7 protein-coding genes are annotated in these 18,187 nt (G+C 37.3%); 1 reads left to right on the top strand and 6 read right to left on the bottom strand.

Annotated elements, in window-relative coordinates:
- Nucleotides 1-89: 89 nt before the first annotated feature.
- From ACP6PM_RS10420 to ACP6PM_RS10395, 6 genes are all read right to left on the bottom strand, one after another.
- Nucleotides 90-5,165, bottom strand: coding sequence for a type I polyketide synthase (locus tag ACP6PM_RS10420; RefSeq protein ID WP_426584321.1), 5,076 nt, complete (start codon nt 5,163-5,165; stop codon nt 90-92).
- Between the two features lies 1 nt (nt 5,166).
- Entirely contained in the window at nt 5,167-10,935 is a 5,769-nt protein-coding gene (locus tag ACP6PM_RS10415; protein ID WP_426584319.1) for a type I polyketide synthase, read from the bottom strand.
- A 106-nt stretch (nt 10,936-11,041) separates the two neighbouring features.
- Nucleotides 11,042-12,241: a glycosyltransferase family 4 protein gene (locus ACP6PM_RS10410; RefSeq protein WP_426584317.1), complete on the bottom strand. Its 1,200-nt coding sequence runs from the start codon at nt 12,239-12,241 to the stop codon at nt 11,042-11,044.
- A 1,054-nt stretch (nt 12,242-13,295) separates the two neighbouring features.
- A complete protein-coding gene (locus ACP6PM_RS10405; RefSeq protein ID WP_426584315.1) occupies nt 13,296-13,505 on the bottom strand; it encodes a DUF6200 domain-containing protein in 210 nt (69 codons plus the stop codon).
- Between the two features lie 301 nt (nt 13,506-13,806).
- Complete coding sequence (locus ACP6PM_RS10400) at nt 13,807-14,049, bottom strand: DUF6200 domain-containing protein (protein WP_426584314.1); 243 nt, start codon at nt 14,047-14,049, stop codon at nt 13,807-13,809.
- Nucleotides 14,050-14,619: 570 nt separating this feature from the next.
- Nucleotides 14,620-14,955, bottom strand: coding sequence for a DUF6312 domain-containing protein (locus ACP6PM_RS10395; RefSeq protein ID WP_426584313.1), 336 nt, complete (start codon nt 14,953-14,955; stop codon nt 14,620-14,622).
- A gap of 1,138 nt (nt 14,956-16,093) precedes the next feature.
- Between ACP6PM_RS10395 and ACP6PM_RS10390 the strand changes: the two genes are divergently transcribed.
- Nucleotides 16,094-17,335, top strand: a complete 1,242-nt coding sequence (locus ACP6PM_RS10390) for a serine hydrolase (protein WP_426584311.1) — start codon at nt 16,094-16,096, stop codon at nt 17,333-17,335.
- Nucleotides 17,336-18,187 lie beyond the last annotated feature (852 nt).

Below are 18,187 nucleotides of genomic sequence, written 5' to 3'. Positions count from 1 at the left end.
TAATTGATCATTTTTCATGCCTTTTTCCTCATTTTCTAAATTTTCTAAATCCCAAAACATATAGAAATAGATTTTTTTAAGATTAATTATTAGAGCATATTCTTAATTTTTTCCAGTTGTTGAGCTGCCAGAGCTTCAAAATCTTCTTCTGAAATATCTTGGATAACAGGCAATATCTTACCATCCGTTTCTGATACATCAGTCTTACTCAGATCGTCAGATAATGCACCATTTTCTGTTGTCTTCCATTCCATCAATTCCTGTATATGTAAAGACAACTTTGCAATTGTTGGATATTCCATAGCTATCGTCTCAGGTAAATTAACTTCTAGTTGATTTTGCAGTCGATTTTTTAATTCCACCACCATTAAAGAATCCATGCCCATTTCCATAAAGCCTAAATTTAGTTCTGGTAATTGAGATGAATTTAAACCTAATACCTGAGACACCTGCCCTCGAATGTGCTCGGTTAAAATTTCTTGACGTTCCTCTAATGAAGCTGTCTCTAATTTGGCTAAAATTTCTATTTTGACTTTTTGTTTCAGTGTATCACGTTCTGTCAATTCCTCCTTTTGTAATAATTCTCGTAGTAATGAACTTTTTTTGATACCACTCCAATGTTCTGCTAATAGCGACCAATTTACAGCTATTACACCTACCTGTCCAGGAAAAGCAGAGCATCCCCTCCCGTCCCCCTTAGAAAGGGGGACGGGAGGGGGATAGGCAGATTGATTTCCTAACAGTAAATCCAAGGCATACATTCCTTGTGTGGGGGGAATTTCACTTATTCCACTGGCCTGAATGCGGTTTTGATGCTCCACTGCTAAACGAGAAGCCATCCCCCCAGATGCCCATGCTCCCCAATTAATTGCCAATCCTGATAATCCTTGGCTGCGACGATAACTAGCTAAAGCATCCATAAAGGCATTGGCTGCAGCATAATTTCCTTGGCCAGGGGAACCTATTAGGGAAACCATTGAGGAGAAACAGACAAAGAAATCTAGTGGTAAATTTTGAGTTAATTTATGTAAGTGCCAAGTTCCTATTACTTTGGGCGACATTACTTTAGTAAAACGTTCCCAATTCATTTGTTGTATAGTTCCATCATCTACCACTCCTGCTGCATGAATTATTCCTTTCAGTGTTGGTAAAGATGCCTGAATCTCTTCCAGAATTTTTTCTATCTCTTCTTCAATGGCAATATCCCCTAATAAAATCTTGACTTGACATCCTTGTTTTTGTTCTAACTCTTGTATAGATTCTTGGACGTTTTCTGATGGAGGACGACGCCCAGTTAAAACAATATTTTTCGCTCCCTTTTCTGCCAACCATTGGGCGGTATGTAATCCTAAAGCTCCTAATCCTCCAGTTATCAAGTAACTACCATCGGATGATAATGTCAGGGATTGAGGAAATTCTGGAGTATCTTGGTTTACCAGACGAGCTACATAAGTATTTTTGCCCCGTAAAGCTAGATTATCTTCTTCGGGTTCATTAACTAACAATTCCCATAGCATTTCTACCTCGTCCGCTTCTGCTTCTGAAGCTTGTGGAGCCATATCTACTAATCCTCCCCATAATTGAGGATGTTCTATAGACAGCGCTCTACCTAATCCCCACAAAGATGATGCTGCTAATCCTGGTATATTATTTTCTGTTTTAGATAATACTGACTGAGAGCCACGAGTTATCAACCATAGTTGAGCAGTGCTTATATTTTTGAGTAAAGCCTGTAATAAGTACATGACACTACCACACCCCCATAGTTGAGTTTCCTCTAAAGTGCTAAGGGTTAAATCTTTGGATTCGGGAGCATCTAAACTCCACAAATGAATTAACTTTGATAGTGGAACTTGACTACTTTCTTGCACTTCTTGATACAGCTTTTTAAATTCTTCAGGAATAGCAGGATTGAGCTGATATTTTCCGGCTGCTAGTTTTTGATAGCTTTCTCCTCTATAAACTAAACTATATTGATGACCTTCTTGTTGTAATTTTTGGGCTAATTTTTCGGCAACTCCTGTGTTATCGGCAAAAATCAGCCAATTACTTAACTGAATATTTGTTTTTGATTGAGTTTGAGCTAAAGGTTTCCACTGAATTTCATGGAACCAATTTTTAATAGTTACTGCTGTTAATTGTTCCTGTTGTTGTTTAGCTAATACATCTAATATTTCTGGTAAAACTTTAAGCTGTTCTGGTGAAAAATTTACCGCTTTTTCTAATTGCTGAGTAAGTGCTTCTGTTTTTCCTTGAGTAAGTAGTTTAACAATTGAAGTCTCACTAATATTTTCTGACTTTTGATTTTTCTGATGTTTGTTTTCTGTTATTTCTACCCAGCAGCGTTGTCTTTGGAATGGATATGTGGGCAATGCTACTTTCTGACGAGTATAATCTTGGTCAAACCCTGACCAATTTACTGTTATTCCTTTAACATACAACTGTCCTAAACTCAATAACATTTGCTGCCATTCATCGTTCAAAAGCGAAGCATCCTCTGGCCTCCCCCTTTCCAAGGAGGACGGGAGGGAGATTTTATTCGGACGTAATGATGGCAACCATACTCCTGAATCTTCCGATATACATCGACGTCCCATGCCTAACAAAATTGGTTTTGGTCCGATTTCTAAGAAAAGTTCATTCCCTTGTTCGTGCAATGTTTTTATACTTTGAGCAAACCTGACTGGTTGTCGGATATGATTTACCCAATATTCTGCCTTAGTTATTTCATTTCCTGCTTTTGTACCAGTTACATTGGAAACAAGTGGTATTTTCGGCCGATTATAGACCACTTCCTGAGCTACTGCTGCAAACTCAGCTAACATTGGCTCCATCAATGGGGAATGAAAAGCATGGGACACTTGTAATTTTTTGCTCTTAATTCCCATTTCTGTCAATTTACTAACAATGGTGGCGATCGCTCCACTTTCACCAGAAATTACCATACTTTCTGGTCCATTAACCGCTGCTATGGTTACTTTTGAACTATAGTCTCTTATCATTTCTGTCACCTGAGATTCTGTAGCCATGACTGCTACCATCTCTCCACCGGAGGGTAACTTTTGCATCAACCTTCCGCGCATAGCAATTAATTTCAGACCATCTTCTAGACTGAAAACTCCTGCTACTGTTGCTGCCACATATTCTCCTACGCTATGCCCCATGACTACAGTTGGTTTAATTCCCCAAGACTCCCATAATTTGAACAAAGCATATTCAATGGCAAATAGAGCCGGTTGGGTATAACCTGTTTGGTCTAACAAATTAGAACTTGACTTTTGTTCCTCTTTAGGGTAAATAACTTCTAACAGGGAATGTTCTAGATAGGGCTGTAAAATTTCGTTGCATCGATCTAAAGCTTGACGGAAAGTTGGTTGAGTTTCATACAGTTGCTTACCCATATCCACATATTGGGAACCTTGACCTGTGAATAGGAAAGCTAGCTTAGAACTTGCGCTACCACTATCAAATTCTCCACAACATAGTCCAACTACTTCCTTTCCTGTTTTTTGGTCAAGTAGCTTTTGTGCTAATTCGTTTTGGTCAGAAGCAATAACTGCTAGTCGATGCTTAAAATGTTTCCTTCCTGTATTAGCTGTGTAACATACATCTGCTACTGCCAAATCTGGATATGTTTCTAAATGCTTTTGATAACTACTGACTAAATCTGCTAAAGCTTTTTCTGTTTTGGCTGATAAAGTCAATAAATGCAGCGGACGCTCTAAATCATGCCCCTTTTCCCCATTTGTGTTAATTCTAAATTCTGAATTCTGAATTCTAAATTCTACAGGGGCTTCTTCTAAAATTATATGAGCATTAGTACCACCCATACCAAAGGAACTAACTGCTCCTATTCTTGGTTTTCCCTCGCTAGACCAAGACATTAAAGAAGTAGGAATTTTTATTGGTAACTTATCCCAATCTACAAGAGGATTGGGTTGTTTTAAATGTAAATGAGGAGGGATTTCCTGATGCTTAAGGGCTAAAATCACCTTCATCAAAGATGATACCCCTGCTGCTGCTTCCAAATGTCCAAGATTTGTCTTGACCGAGCCCACAATTAAAGGGGAATCTACTGGACGTTTTTTCTTGTATACTTCTGCTAGAGCTTCTATCTCAATTGGGTCTCCCAAAGAAGTTCCTGTACCGTGAGCATCCAAATAGCTAACTTGATGTGGTTCTAACTTAGCATTTGTCAGAGCTTGTTGAATTACCTGCTTTTGAGCCATTTTATTGGGAACTGTCATCCCACTACTGGGCCCGTCGTGATTAACAGCAGTTCCTCGAATAACGGCGGAAATTAGATCGCCATCACTAATTGCATCAGACAAACGCTTCAAAACTAGGACACCACATCCTTCTGCCTGACCATAACCATTGGCAGCAGCATCAAAAGTCTTGCAACGACCGTCAGGGGATAGTGCTTTTGCTTGGCAACGACCAATAGTGCTGAAGGGGGATAATATTAAATTTACCCCACCCACTAATGCTATGTTGGATTCTCCTGAACGCAAACTCTGACACGCTAAATGGGCAGCAACTAAAGAACTTGAACAAGCTGTATCTACCTGTAGATTAGATCCTTGCAAACCTAAGAGATGAGAAATACGACCTACACCAATACTTCTATTAATGCCAAGAGTAGGGTAACTATTTGCTTCACGGAGAATGACGCTAGTATAGTCATCTGTCGATGCGCCCATGAATACACTTGTCTGACTATTCTTCAGATTTTCCCATGTTTGTCCAGAGTTTTCTAATGCTTCCCATGTAACCTCTAACAGTAGTCTGTATTGAGGATCTAAACTAACTGCTTCTCTAGGAGAAATACCAAAAAATAAGGGGTCAAACTGGTCAACTTGATCGATAAACCCACCCTGTCTAGTGTAGGATTTCCCAGGAACTTCTGGATCGGGATCGTAATAAGCGCTCACATCCCAACGTTCAGGAGGAACTGGTGTAATTGCATCTATACCATCATGTAATAAATTCCAGTATTTTGATGGGTCATTAGCTCCTCCAGGAAATCGACAGGCCATACCAACAATTGCGATCGGTTCTGTTTTCGCTTTGTTTACAGCCGCGAGCTTACTGCGCATTTCCTTCAAAGTTTGAAGTACTTCTTGCGATAAGAAGTTTTGTTGATTTGTTGAATTATTACCCATTTTAGTCCTCCTCCTTCAGTAAAGCTTGGATTTCTTGTAATTCTGAAGCTATTGCACTATCAATTTCTCCTTCAAATTCTGTTTCTATCTGTTTGGGAGGAGTTACTTCTTGACTATCTTGAACATCAATTTCCTCTTCCTCCCCTTCTAGGAAAATTTCTTCAATTAAGTATTCAGCTAAGTCTTTGATATTAGACTTTTCAAACAATGTTGCTGTGCTGATGGAAGAACTAAAAGTAGAACTCAACAGATTTCTTAGCTCAACTGCCATCAAGGAATCCATTCCCATTTTAAAGAATCCTAACTCAGGATCTGGAAGTTTAGATTTCGATAATCCTATAATTTTAGCTACATCATTTTGCAACTGCTCAATGAGTATTTCGTTCCGTTCACTTTCTGGTGCTTGATGAAGTTCTTGTAACAATTCCGATTTACGTCCGGAAGTCTGTTCTCCGTCTGTTGCTTCTGAGTCTCGTGAAATTTCTTCTAGAAATGATCCTTTACCTCCTAGTTCATAGAGTTCCTTAAATAAATCCCAATTTATATCTGCTACTACTGTCTGAGGATTATTGCTTGCTAATACTTTCTCCAAAGCAGCTATTGCTTTTTCAGGATCTAGTGGTTGAACGCCCATTTTGTTTAACCAATTCATGGCCTCTCCTGCTGCCATTCCACCTCCTGACCAAGGCCCCCAATTTATGCTATAGGTTGGTAATCCCAGAGATTGCCGATAATAAGTTAATCCATCTAGAAAATTGTTGGCTGCTGCATAGTGAGCTTGACCTTTTGAACCCCATACTGATGCAATGGAGGAGAAATTCACAAAAAAGTCTAGCTCAAGGTTCTGGGTTAATTGATGTAGCAACCATCCTCCTATTACTTTTGGACGGAGTATGGCTTCGAGTTGAGAAAGTTCCATCTCCTGAAGCAGGTTCAATCCGACAAGTCCTGCTGCATGAATTACTCCTTTGAGAGGTGGTATTCCTTCTTCTACTTGCTTGAACACTCTCTCCATATCTTCTTGAACAGATACATCTGCTTGAGTTACAACTACTTCTGCTCCTTGTTTCTCTAAACTATTAATCTTCAATTGTGCTTGCTCTGATGGTTGAGAGCGACTGGTTAATACTAGATGTTTACACCCCTTCTCTACTAACCATTGAGCTATGCTCAATCCTAACGATCCTGTTCCCCCAGTAATTAAATAACTTCCTGACTCACTGAAAGATAGTTGCTGAGACTCTGCTAAGAGTTTTCTTTCTAAACGAGCTACATAGATTTCTCCATTACGAATGGCTAGTTGATCTTCTTTTTGCTCATCTTCTAGTAGCTGTAGTAGTATTTCTGCTTCATTTTCATTTGTGGATGATTCCCGGTCTAAGTCTAGTAGTCCTCCCCATAGTTCAGGATGTTCCAGAGATATGACTTTTCCTATTCCCCATAGTGGGGTTTGAGCTATTGCTACTTCTTCTACAGACAACACGGACTGGGAACCTTTGGTAATTAACCACAGTTGAGATGAGGGTGAGTTCAAATCCCAGTGTTTTTCTATAGCTTGCACTAGATGCAATACACTACCACAACTATACTTTTGTGCTGATTCTAAAGCTGACTGAGTTAGTTGTTGAGAAGCTGTAGTTTCTAGACTCCACAAATGAATTATTTTCAGATTTTCCCCAACATTTACCTTTGCATCTTGGCAAAAACTGTCAAAATCTGCTGGACTAGATGGGTTTAACTCCCAAGTTCCTGTTTCCTTTTGGTTATAGGTTTCTCCTCTAAATACCATGGAACAGCGATCGCCTCTTTTTTCTAGGAGGTTTTTCAGTTTTTCTCCTACACCATCTCTATCGCTGAATATGATCCAGTTTTTCGACTGTAGTTGTTTTTTCTGCTGTTGTCGAGGTCCTGCTTTTTGCCATTCTACTCCGTAGAAAAGTTTTTGTAATGAAACATCAGAGTAATGTAGTGGTTTCTGTAGAATTTCTTGGTTCCACTTGTAAATTTCATCTACTGACAACTGTTCTTGTTTTTGTGCTGTCATTACTACATAGCTGACTAGCTGTTTACGCAACATTTTGTATAGGTTGTCGTAAGATTGAAGTCCTACTCTGGCATTTTCGTTTAGATTACTTTTCTTGCATACATAGTTGAGATTCTCTGGGAAATTTGGATCGTGTAGACCATTTCCAATTTCCTTACTAATATCTACATATTGTATGATTTTCAGGTGACTTTCTGATAGTAAATGTAGCCATTCTTGTTGAGTTATCAGATAAGATGAGTGAGCATCATAATCAATATTAAATGAGGCGTTAGAGATAAAATCTGACATGACGAAATTACCTTCATTATTTAAGTGATTTCTGATGTTTAAAAATAGTTCTTGTTTCTTCTTAATGTGACAAATTACTTCAAATCCATATATCAAATCGTAATTATCTGGAAACTCATCCTGAGAACTATCTCCATTAACAATTTTTGCCCGATCTTCTAGGTTTAATTGACTAATTTTTTTATTTCCTAATTCTACTTGTCGGTCTGATATTGTATAACCACAAAGCTCTAAGTGATTATATTTCTGACCTAAAGCCATTAAGTCTGTTCCATGACCACAACCAATATCTAGTACTTTCTGAAAAGAAGAAAAATCGACTTTCTGCCAAGCGATATTTCTAATTTCTTGCTGGGCTGTTGATGCTAATTTCTGATATTTTCCTTTTGTTTTTAATTTGGCAAATAGAACCCAGGAAAATCCTTTCACAATTCCTGGCAAAGGAATATAGTTCAAAATTGCTTCTTCATCCATAAAAGAAGCTAACTCATCATAAAAGTTACCTACTATATCACCTTGATTTTGCAGATTTTTTTGATTCCAAGTTGTTAAAATATTTAACAACTTAGGCAATAGTTTTTGTTCATCTTCTGTTAATTCTTCAGATAATTTCAGCTCTTGAATTAATTCCTCTGTATCAACTCTATCTAGTAATTTAAGAACTGAATTACTTTGATTGGTAGTATCCTTTTCTTGATTTTCAGAGGCAGTATCTATCCAATATCTTTCTCGCTGAAATGGATAAGTTGGCAATTCTACTTTCTGATTAGTATAACCTCGGTCAAATCCTGACCAATCTATATTGAAACCTTTTATATACAATTGTCCCAAGCTTGAGAGTATCTGTTGCCATTCATCTGACTTCCCCCTTATAAAGGGGGACTGGAGGGGGATTTTATTCGGACGTAACGACGGTAACCATGCTCCTACATCTTCTGGTAAACATTGCCTTCCCATTCCTAATAATATTGGTTTGGGTCCTATTTCCAAGAAAACCTCATAACCTTCCTCATGCAGAGTTTTCATACTCTGGGCAAATTTCACTGGTTGTCTGACATGATCTACCCAATATTTAGCGGTAGTCATTTCTGAACTCACCTTTTGACCAGTCACATTTGATATAACTGGTATCCCAGGTTGACTATAGGTCACTGACTCAGCTACTTCGGCAAACTCGGCCAACATTGGCTCCATTAGTGGCGAATGAAAAGCATGGGATACCTGTAACTTTTTAGTTTTTACTCCATGGGATTCTAACTTACTACAAATAGTGGCGATCGCCTCACTTTCACCAGAAATTACTATACTTTCTGGTCCATTTACCGCTGCTATTGTCACTCTAGAACTATATTCTCCTATGGCCTCTTTCACGAGAGATTCTGATGCCATTAAAGATACCATTTCTCCACCGGAGGGTAACTGTTGCATCAACCTACCCCGCATGGCGATTAATTTCAGACCATCTTCTAAACTGAATACTCCTGCAATACAAGCAGCTACATATTCTCCTACACTATGACCCATCACCACATTGGGTTTAATTCCCCATGATTCCCATAACTTAGCTAGGGCGTATTCTATGGCAAATAGAGCAGGTTGAGTATAAGCTGTTTGGTCTAATACACTTGACTTTTGTGCATCTTTAGGGTAAATAACTTCTAATAGAGGTACTTCTAGATATTCTTTCAGAATTTCATTGCATTGGTCTAGAACTTTCTGAAATGTGGGTTGAGTCTCATATAATTGTCGTCCCATGTCCACATATTGAGACCCCTGTCCTGTGAACAGAAAAGCAATCTCCTTCTCTTCAGTTTCTGCTTTTCCTCTTACCACTCCGTTTGTCTGATTATTCTGGAGAAAATCTGTTAATTTTTCCTGTAAATCACTGTTTGACTCTGCTACTATTGCTAATTTTTCGGCAAAATGTGTCCGCCCTGTATTAGCACTGAAGCAGATATCTTGTAGCGATGCCTCAGTTTTTGATGGTAAATAAGTTTTATATTTTGTTGCTAGTTCTATGAGTGCTTTCTCTGTCTGTCCTGAGAGTGTTAAAATCTGTAGCGGACGCTCTATACCATCTTCCTTTTTGACTTCTTCTAGAGGTTCTTCTAATACAATATGAGCATTAACGCCCCCAATACCAAAAGAACTTAAACCTGCACGTCTAGGAATCTCTTCTCCCGATCCATTTTTTAATCGTTTCCACTCTTGAGTTTCCTCTATAAAATAGAAAGGACTATCTTTAATATTAATACGTGGATTTAATTCTTTGAAGTTGACAATTTTGGGCAGCTTTTTGTACTTCATTGCTAATAATACTTTGATTAATCCAGCAATTCCTGCTGCTCCTTCCAAATGCCCTATATTACTTTTAACTGCTCCTATACCACAGTAGGGTTTCTCAGTTTTTTCTACTCCATGCTGGTGATAAAGTTGTCTGTAGGCTCTTTTCAAAGCATTAATTTCTATGGGGTCTCCCAATGGTGTGCCCGTTCCATGAGATTCTATGTAAGATACTGTATTGGGAGAAATATTGGCGTTATTATACGCTGCACGAATTACTTGAGCTTGTGAATAGACGTTAGGAGATGTTATAGTTCTGGCTTGACCACCATGATTAATTGCACTTCCTTGAATTACACCATAAATCCGATCGCCATCTTCTATTGCTTTTGTCAGAGGTTTTAATAAAACTACTCCTGCTCCTTCTCCCCTCACATAACCATCAGCATCACTACTAAATGTTCTACATTGTCCAGTAGGCGATAACATCCCCAGTTGACTCATCTGGATGTATGTTGTGGAGGTGAATAACACACTAAGCCCACCTACCAATGCCATTTCACATTCTGATTCTTTGAGGGACTTCAGCGCGTAATGAATAGCTACCAGTGAACTTGAACAAGCGGTATCAATTGGAAGACTTGGACCATGCAGGTTAAAAAATGAAGATATGCGGTTGGGAATCATACAAGTCCAAGTTCCTGTCCCACTATGACCCTCTACATTGTCTTGATTTTGGTTCATCAACAGAATAGAATCATAGTTACACGCTCCTATAAAAACACCTACGTCTTTTCCCGAAAGTTGAGATGGTGAGTAACCTGCATCTTCTATACAAGACCAACTCAATTCCAACATAATTCTATGTTGTGGGTCTACTTTTCCTGCTTCTCTGGGAGAGATACTAAAAAACTCTGCATCGAACTCATCTATCCCTTCTACTAATCCTCCCCACTTACTTATTGTCTTATTTGGTTGATTAGGAATCGGAGAGTAATACTTTTCTACTTCCCACCTTTGGCGAGGAATTTCACTGATGCTATTTACTCCTGCCTCCATATTTTCCCAGAATTGATTATAGTCATCTGCTCCTGGAAACTTACAAGCAATGCCAATAATCGCTGTTAGGTCGCTCTTTTGTTGTTGCTTCATAAAATCAACCAATATAATATATAAGTATTCATTACTCTAGGTTTTAGGGTCTGATTTCTAATCTTGATAAACCTTAACTTGTATTTATGGAAAGATGGGTTTAAATTTATCCTGCTTCCTTATCTTGCTCTATTTGTCCGAGTGTTTCTAAAGACGAAGACATTGATGTTGAATCATTTATAATACTTAAAATATCCCAAGCGACTCTTGACCAACTATAATATAGTTCTGCCAACTCACGACCTGTTCTTCCCATTTCCTCACTTTCGTTTGGTCTAGACAATAAGTAATCTATCTGTTTTGCAAATGCATCCGGATTTTCATAATCTGTGATTACAATACCATTCTTCCCTGGAATAATTACTTCAGGGTTCCCTCCTCTAGCAGTAGTAATAGTACATAGTCCAGTTGCCATGGCTTCATAATGTACCCTGGCTAGAGGCTCTTCCCATTGAGATGCACATATAAATATATCACCTAAGAGGAAATAATCTGCAACTTCAGATGGCCGAATAAAACCTGTCATCTGAACTGCTTGTCCTAATTTTTCTGCCTCTGCTTTAATTTCACGGACATAATCATTTTCTTTGTTATTTCCATACCATTTACTGCCTACTAGCAATAAGACAGCAGATGGGTGTTTTTCGATTACTTTGGCGATCGCAGAGATTAATAAATGAGGTCCTTTTTTATCGGTTAACCTGCCCACACAAAGGATTACTTGTTTATCTTCTAAACCATGAGCAACCAACATTTCTTTTCGTTTTTCTTTTGCTCCTTCTGTCCACTTAGGCTGAAAGCGCTTGAGGTCTACTCCGGCATATACAGGTTGTAGCTTGTGTTGATATTCTGGAAATAACTTGGCTATCCCATCAGCAATAAATTTACTGACTGTCACTACTTTTTCTACCCTTTCCAAACAGATAATTGCCTCTTGTGGGTCAATTTTCTTATCATGGAACATTTCGTTGTGCATACTAAGTAGAAAGCGACTATTTGGAGCTGCTTTCGCCACCAAGGATAAATACTTAGGACGATTGTAAATTATTACCCAATCAAATTCTTGCCCTTCTACAAAGGAAGCTACAGCTTGATAGTATTCTTCTGAAGTTTTTGCTATAGCACGCTCGTAGCGAATATTGTCTTTAATTTCCCGATCTGGCAAGTCTGGGTCTGCTACTGAGAATACTGTAATTTCATGGTCTCGCTTTAGGTAAGGCAGGATACCATCTATGTATGTCTGAATAGCTCCACCTCGGATACAAGGCACTGGCAATTTTTCTGTGCAGACTAGTAGTATCTTCACGTTATCAATTTTAACTCAGTAATTCTTCTAGGAGTATAGGATATTTTGAAACATTTTGTCACGAAGTTGCAAAAATTTTTTTTAAATATTAGATATTCAAATAATAGCCCTTGGTTTTCAAAATGATACCTATGATCTATGGGCTTGTGGAGCCTTTCAAAAAGTCTAGACGTTTCTTTGTGTTGTATGTTGTCCTTTTTTTATTTCTTGTGGCTTTAAGGAAATAGGGTAAAAATAACAGTGCGTAGCATAAAAAAGCTACACCAACCTAGATATGAGTAATTCCAAGTCCAAGTCTCTCCTCAGCAACTGGTCTAAATATGATGCTTCCTTAAAGCCAAGAGCAAGTATAACATTTTTACTGACTATAGAAGTGGGTAAACAAGGAGAAAACTGGACTTATATCATGTCCGGTAGCATCATTTGTGTATAGAATTTAAGTGACAATTTTCAGAAAACCTTCAGCATAAGTGCCTCTCTTGGTGCGCATTCCCTTGCGTCTGTCGCCGACGCGGGGTCCACCGCTTCTACCCTCTGCCTTCCTTACACCAAAGTATAAGTATTCAAGCGGACATGATATTAGGGGAGGATCGAATACCTATAGTGATGTGGCTATTGAATTAATGAACTATCGCAATTTTAATACAACAAAGCCATTTCTTGTAACAAAAACAAAGCCATCGCTATCAGGCGATGGCTTGATATTTTAGGCGTTGGTAAATTACAGAGATGAAACTTTAAGAGTAATCTGTTTTTAATACCTCTAAATATTTAACTAGAGTAAGTGATGGGTATAACTCCTACTAGAAAATCATCCCACCAATTACCAACCCCATATTTTATTATTTTCTTAGTTACCAATTGATAATTGATAATTAATCAATTTGGTTTAAAGCCTATCCTAAATAATTAATAATTGATAATTGTAGAACACTTTCTGTTTGTCATGCTCCGCATTCATGTTGGCCAAAGCCGAAACACTTTTCATGTCGCGCAGCGAAACAAAAATAATTATCCATTATCCATTATCCATTGTTCATTATCAATTAATGAATTAGTCTAACAATCCTTTCTTGCTACTCTTTTTCCTAACAATTACAATTATAGGTTGTGCATCCTCTGGGGTCTCACCTTCTTCCTTAAGTTTTTCCATAATTCTGGCTACTCTTTTGAAGATTTTACCATGACCGCCACGCAAATCACGAATATCTTCACTTTTCGTACCAGTCATTTCCATAATAATGGTGTTTGCTTGTTGATTCATTTTTTTTCTCCTTAATTTTCACTATTTTTATTACTACCATGGGAAGATTTTATCATCTTTGTTTCCCACAAGCTTCAGTTATGCTGAATTTACCTAAACTTACCTGTACCGAGACTTATATATATTTCAGTAGTAGATTTGGGCAAGATTTCAACTTCTATTTTTACCAATGTTTATTCTTTGACTCGAACACTAGGTTCTCCTTTTAAACCAGTCAGTATACATTGCCAACCCAGCAATATTTTCACTAAAACATCAAGTCTTCACTATGGGGTGAAGACTTGATGAAATTATCATTTAGTTAGTCTAAAAGTCCTTTCTTACTTCTCTTTTTCTTAGTAATTACTATTATAGGTTGTACATTCTCACTTGCTTGACCTTGTTGCTGTAACGTTGCTATTGTTCTACCTATTCTTTGAAATATCTTGCCCTCACCCCGACGCAGATCGCGGATATCGTCACTGCTACCACCACTGAATTCTAGGATAATGGTATTTGCTTGTTGCTTCATTTTTTTTTCAGAGGAATCTGGTGTCATTACCATTTTTTTAGTTCTCCTTAATTTTTACTATTTTTATTGCTGCCTCGGAGATATTTTACCAAAAGCATGGATTTTTTTCTCGTATCTTTTAAGTTGGTGGGTAGGTTTTCTTAGTTTTCTTCCAATCCCTGGATTTCACCCAAACCGACCTACCTATCCTATATATTTTATAGATATGGCTTATTTGACATCTCCAGGGGTTGAAACAGAGAAGACTTGCCAGCGCGGTATTCGGGTTATCCCCATAAGCAACTGGGGCTGACACTGTTAGCCCAGCAGCCTTAATCTATTTAGTATAGGAAACTCAGCAGGAAAACCGCAAAATTGATTAGTTTTCATCCATCCCCCCTAACCCCCCTTTCAAAGGGTGGAATAAAACGAGGGATCAAGAGCGTGGGTCTTCAACCAACGTTTAGATAAACTTTACTCCCGTCGATTTTTATGCTTATGTTGAGCTAGTTAGGAGGTGGGTAAGTGACTATTTTGATTATACAACAAGATTTATTGGTCTTTATAGTAGCGCTCCCATAACAGAGAGCGCAGGTATTAGACCAATAATAAAGTTTTAATTATTTATTCAAACAACTTAATACCAGGCATGCCTAGTCCTAGACCACCTGTTCCCAGCTTGTTAGCAGCCTTGTTATAGTTTTTGGAAAAATCTTTAATCCAGCCATTTTTCTTCTTGCGGTTGGATTTTTCGTGACGATCGCGATACTCTTTACTAGCCTTGTCATATCTTTTGGCCATTGAGAAGACCATTTTTTCAAATGGCTTCAAAGCTCTTGCCTGTTTTTTCTTTTTCTTTTTCCGCTTGCCAGGTGAACTTCCATAGAGGGTTTCTGGTACACCACCAAAATCCTCATCGCTCTGCAAAACAGTAACGCTTTTAATTTTTTCTGTGGACATTTTTTCTCCTGATTTTTTGTATGATTGATGCTTCTATATTTACTATCCTAGCAGATAATTTTTGAAAAAAATATAGTTTTTTTGACATTCCCTTGATGTGCCAGAATATCTCCACAGACATTTGAGTTCTTAGTCCATAGAGAGTCCCGATAGAAAATTATTTGATCTCAAAATTTTGATCCACTTTGGTTCACACCGATTCGTTTTGGTTTGTTAATGTATAGTTCTCAACAAGTCTTAGTTAATGAAAAGTCCAAATCAATTGCACTCTTTAGAAATATTCTTGTATAAATAGTCCCACTAGCTCACTCAAATAGGCATAATGTATTATAGTAAGAAATTATTTTTATCAGTTAACCAAATATATTGACCAATTTGACCTACTAAAAGGTAGAGAAAAACAACCATTATTATATATTTTTATATTCACGATACCCACAATAAATAATAATGATTATAGCTGAATAATTTAGGTATTATTATAGTCTTATTTAAGAATTTGAATAAAGTAAAATTACAGATATACTGAGAATATCAAACTACAAAAAAAAGGGTGTTCATTAATTGATAATGAATAATGGATAATTACCTCTGGTTAAAACTGAGAGGATTGAATAACGGGAAATCACAAGTTCTTTTCTCTTGAAATAGAAGGCAATAAAGCTGAATTGATTAATTCTTAATTATCAATTCTCAATTTCAAATTATCCATTAATAATATTTTTTCATAATGAAATGAAAGATTTTGGAAAGAGAGAATATTAATCCATAATCATTTATACCTGAAATTTATTTTTATAAAATAACTCAGGATATTACCAATAAACCGATGCTTTTATTCGGAATTGGTGTATTAAAAAGAAGTAGTTATTGCATTTCTAAAATTGGTGAGATACACAAATTTTCGATTTTAGGCAACAGCGAATAGGGAATAAGGAATAGAAAAAAATACTGTACCTCATTAATATGAGAACTGCTATATAACTCAATTAAATAAAGAGAATATATTAGGTCTTGACTCTGGTTTAAATAATTGGTTTACCTGTGTATCGAATGGTTGAAAATTCAACACTATTTATAGTACAGTCCTCAAAAGCAATAAAATTATTACTACTTATATTTTTCAGATACTACTCAAATGCACGCAGAAAAGCTACCACCCCAGACATTTCGTCGAGTTCGTCCACCATATCGGGCAGTCAAGCAACGGCCAGTTAAAGTCCGTCGGCGAGTTAAAACCAAAAATCTAAAAGTAATATTATCACAGTTAAAATATAAAAATATACTAATTGTAGTTGCTGTATTAATGACAGTAAGTTGGGTTATTACCCTACCCTTTAGGGGTCGCCCAGCTTCAGAAACACCTCTAACTATTCCTGAATCTTCTGTATCACCCACCCTCGTACCACCCTATGTACCCCCTGCTCCGGAACCAACTCCAGAAAATTTAGGATTTGCCTATAATGTTCGTAGACAACCATACCAACGTTATAGCCCACAATTACAAGAAATAGTTGATGAGTTGGTTAATATTGCTCAAGAAAAAGGGCTACCTACAGAACCTTTATCTATTAGTTTAATAGACGTTAGTAACCAAGATATTCACACATTTGCTGGATATCAAAGTCAAGTTTTGAGATATCCTGCTAGTGTATCTAAATTATTTTGGATGGCTGCATTTTATGGGGCAGTTGAAGAAGGTTTAATTGATGATGAATCTAAGTTTCATCAAGACTTAAGATTAATGATGCAGAAATCTCATAATGATTCTGCTAGTAAAATTTTGGATGCAATTACTGATACTAAATCAGGGGTTAAATTGGAAGAAGAAAATTTAAATACTTGGTTAGAAAAAAGAAAATCAGTCAACGAATTTTTTCAAAAAGCAGGTTATCAACGTTTAATAGTTAGTACAAAAAATTATCCTAGATATTCTCCTAGTCAAACAGGTCCTGTAGGTCGCGATCGCCAACTACGGAAGGAAGATGGTAAGTTTCTGCGCAATTTGATTTCAACTGATCATGTTACCAGATTAATGTATGAAATATACACCAGGCAGGCAGTTTCACGCAAGTATAGTACGAGAATGGCTTATTTGTTAACTAGAGATTTAAGACCGGAAGCATGGCAAAATGATCCCTACAATGGAGTTAAAGGTTTTCTTGGTGAATCTCTACCTGCTAATATTTATTTCGGTTCTAAAGTTGGTTTTACTACTAAACATCGTATGGATGTGGCGTTTGTCAGAACTTTGGATGATAAAGCTATTTATATTTTGGCAATTTTTGCAGAAGATGCTGCTTATGCAAAAGATGAAGAAATATTTCCTAAATTGTCTCGTCATGTTTATGATCGGATGATGGCGATGGGGAGCAAGTAGGTAGGATGGGCAAATATAGCCCTACGCTTAAGTTAAAAGTTAAAATTAATCTCTGAGGTAGTGCTATATCTATTAATATTAATAATACTAATTTGCCCATCTTTTTTCGGTTGTGCAGAGCGCAAACTGTGGGATTCATCAAGTAGGGCTGTTCAATAATTAATAATTAATAATGAATAATTAATAATTACCCCTCCTTGAAAACGGATAGGATTGACTAATCATGAAAATTTTTATTCTCTTGGTCGATTGGATATGGCGAGGAGACCTCGCCATCCCATCCTAACGGACTGCTCCGCAAACGACCGCTTATTATCCCCTATCCAAGGGGAGGCGCATACCCAAAATTTTTCGGTCAATATACTGATATATAGAGGTTTTAGCATTTTTGGAGCGAAAAGAGTGCAAATTTTTAAGCTTGAGTGACCAAAAAGTTAGGACGAAAGGTAGAATTCATCATAAAAATTCGGTAAGTGGGAAACCACCGTCTTTTAAGCGGTGGATGGAAGCGACTCGACGGGTTTTAACCCGTAGTCAAACAAAATGTGTTATTATCAATTAATAACTTAAAAAGTAGCCTCAATGGCCTTTTAGCCGGAGAGAGTAGTGGCAATTGACACCGCCTAGTGGACTGCTGCTGTATACGTACTACGGTACGGTACTGGCAATGTGGTTGTCTCGAGTAATGTGGAAATCGTGGTTTTAACCCGATTTACAGCTCCTCTAAAGAATCCACGCGACTTTAGTCCGTGGAGTGTCAAATAGAATATCTCGGATAATTTTCTATTTGGTATTGTAAATATCCAAAAAATAATGTAGGGAAGTTCCATGAAACTTCCCTAACATAAATTT

The sequence above is a fragment of the Dapis brunnea BLCC-M229 genome (assembly GCF_050015995.1).
In the GTDB taxonomy this organism is placed as follows: Bacteria; Cyanobacteriota; Cyanobacteriia; order Cyanobacteriales; family Microcoleaceae; genus Trichodesmium.
The sequence above is the reverse complement of the archived record's forward strand: the minus strand, read 5'-3'. Positions and strand labels throughout refer to the sequence as shown.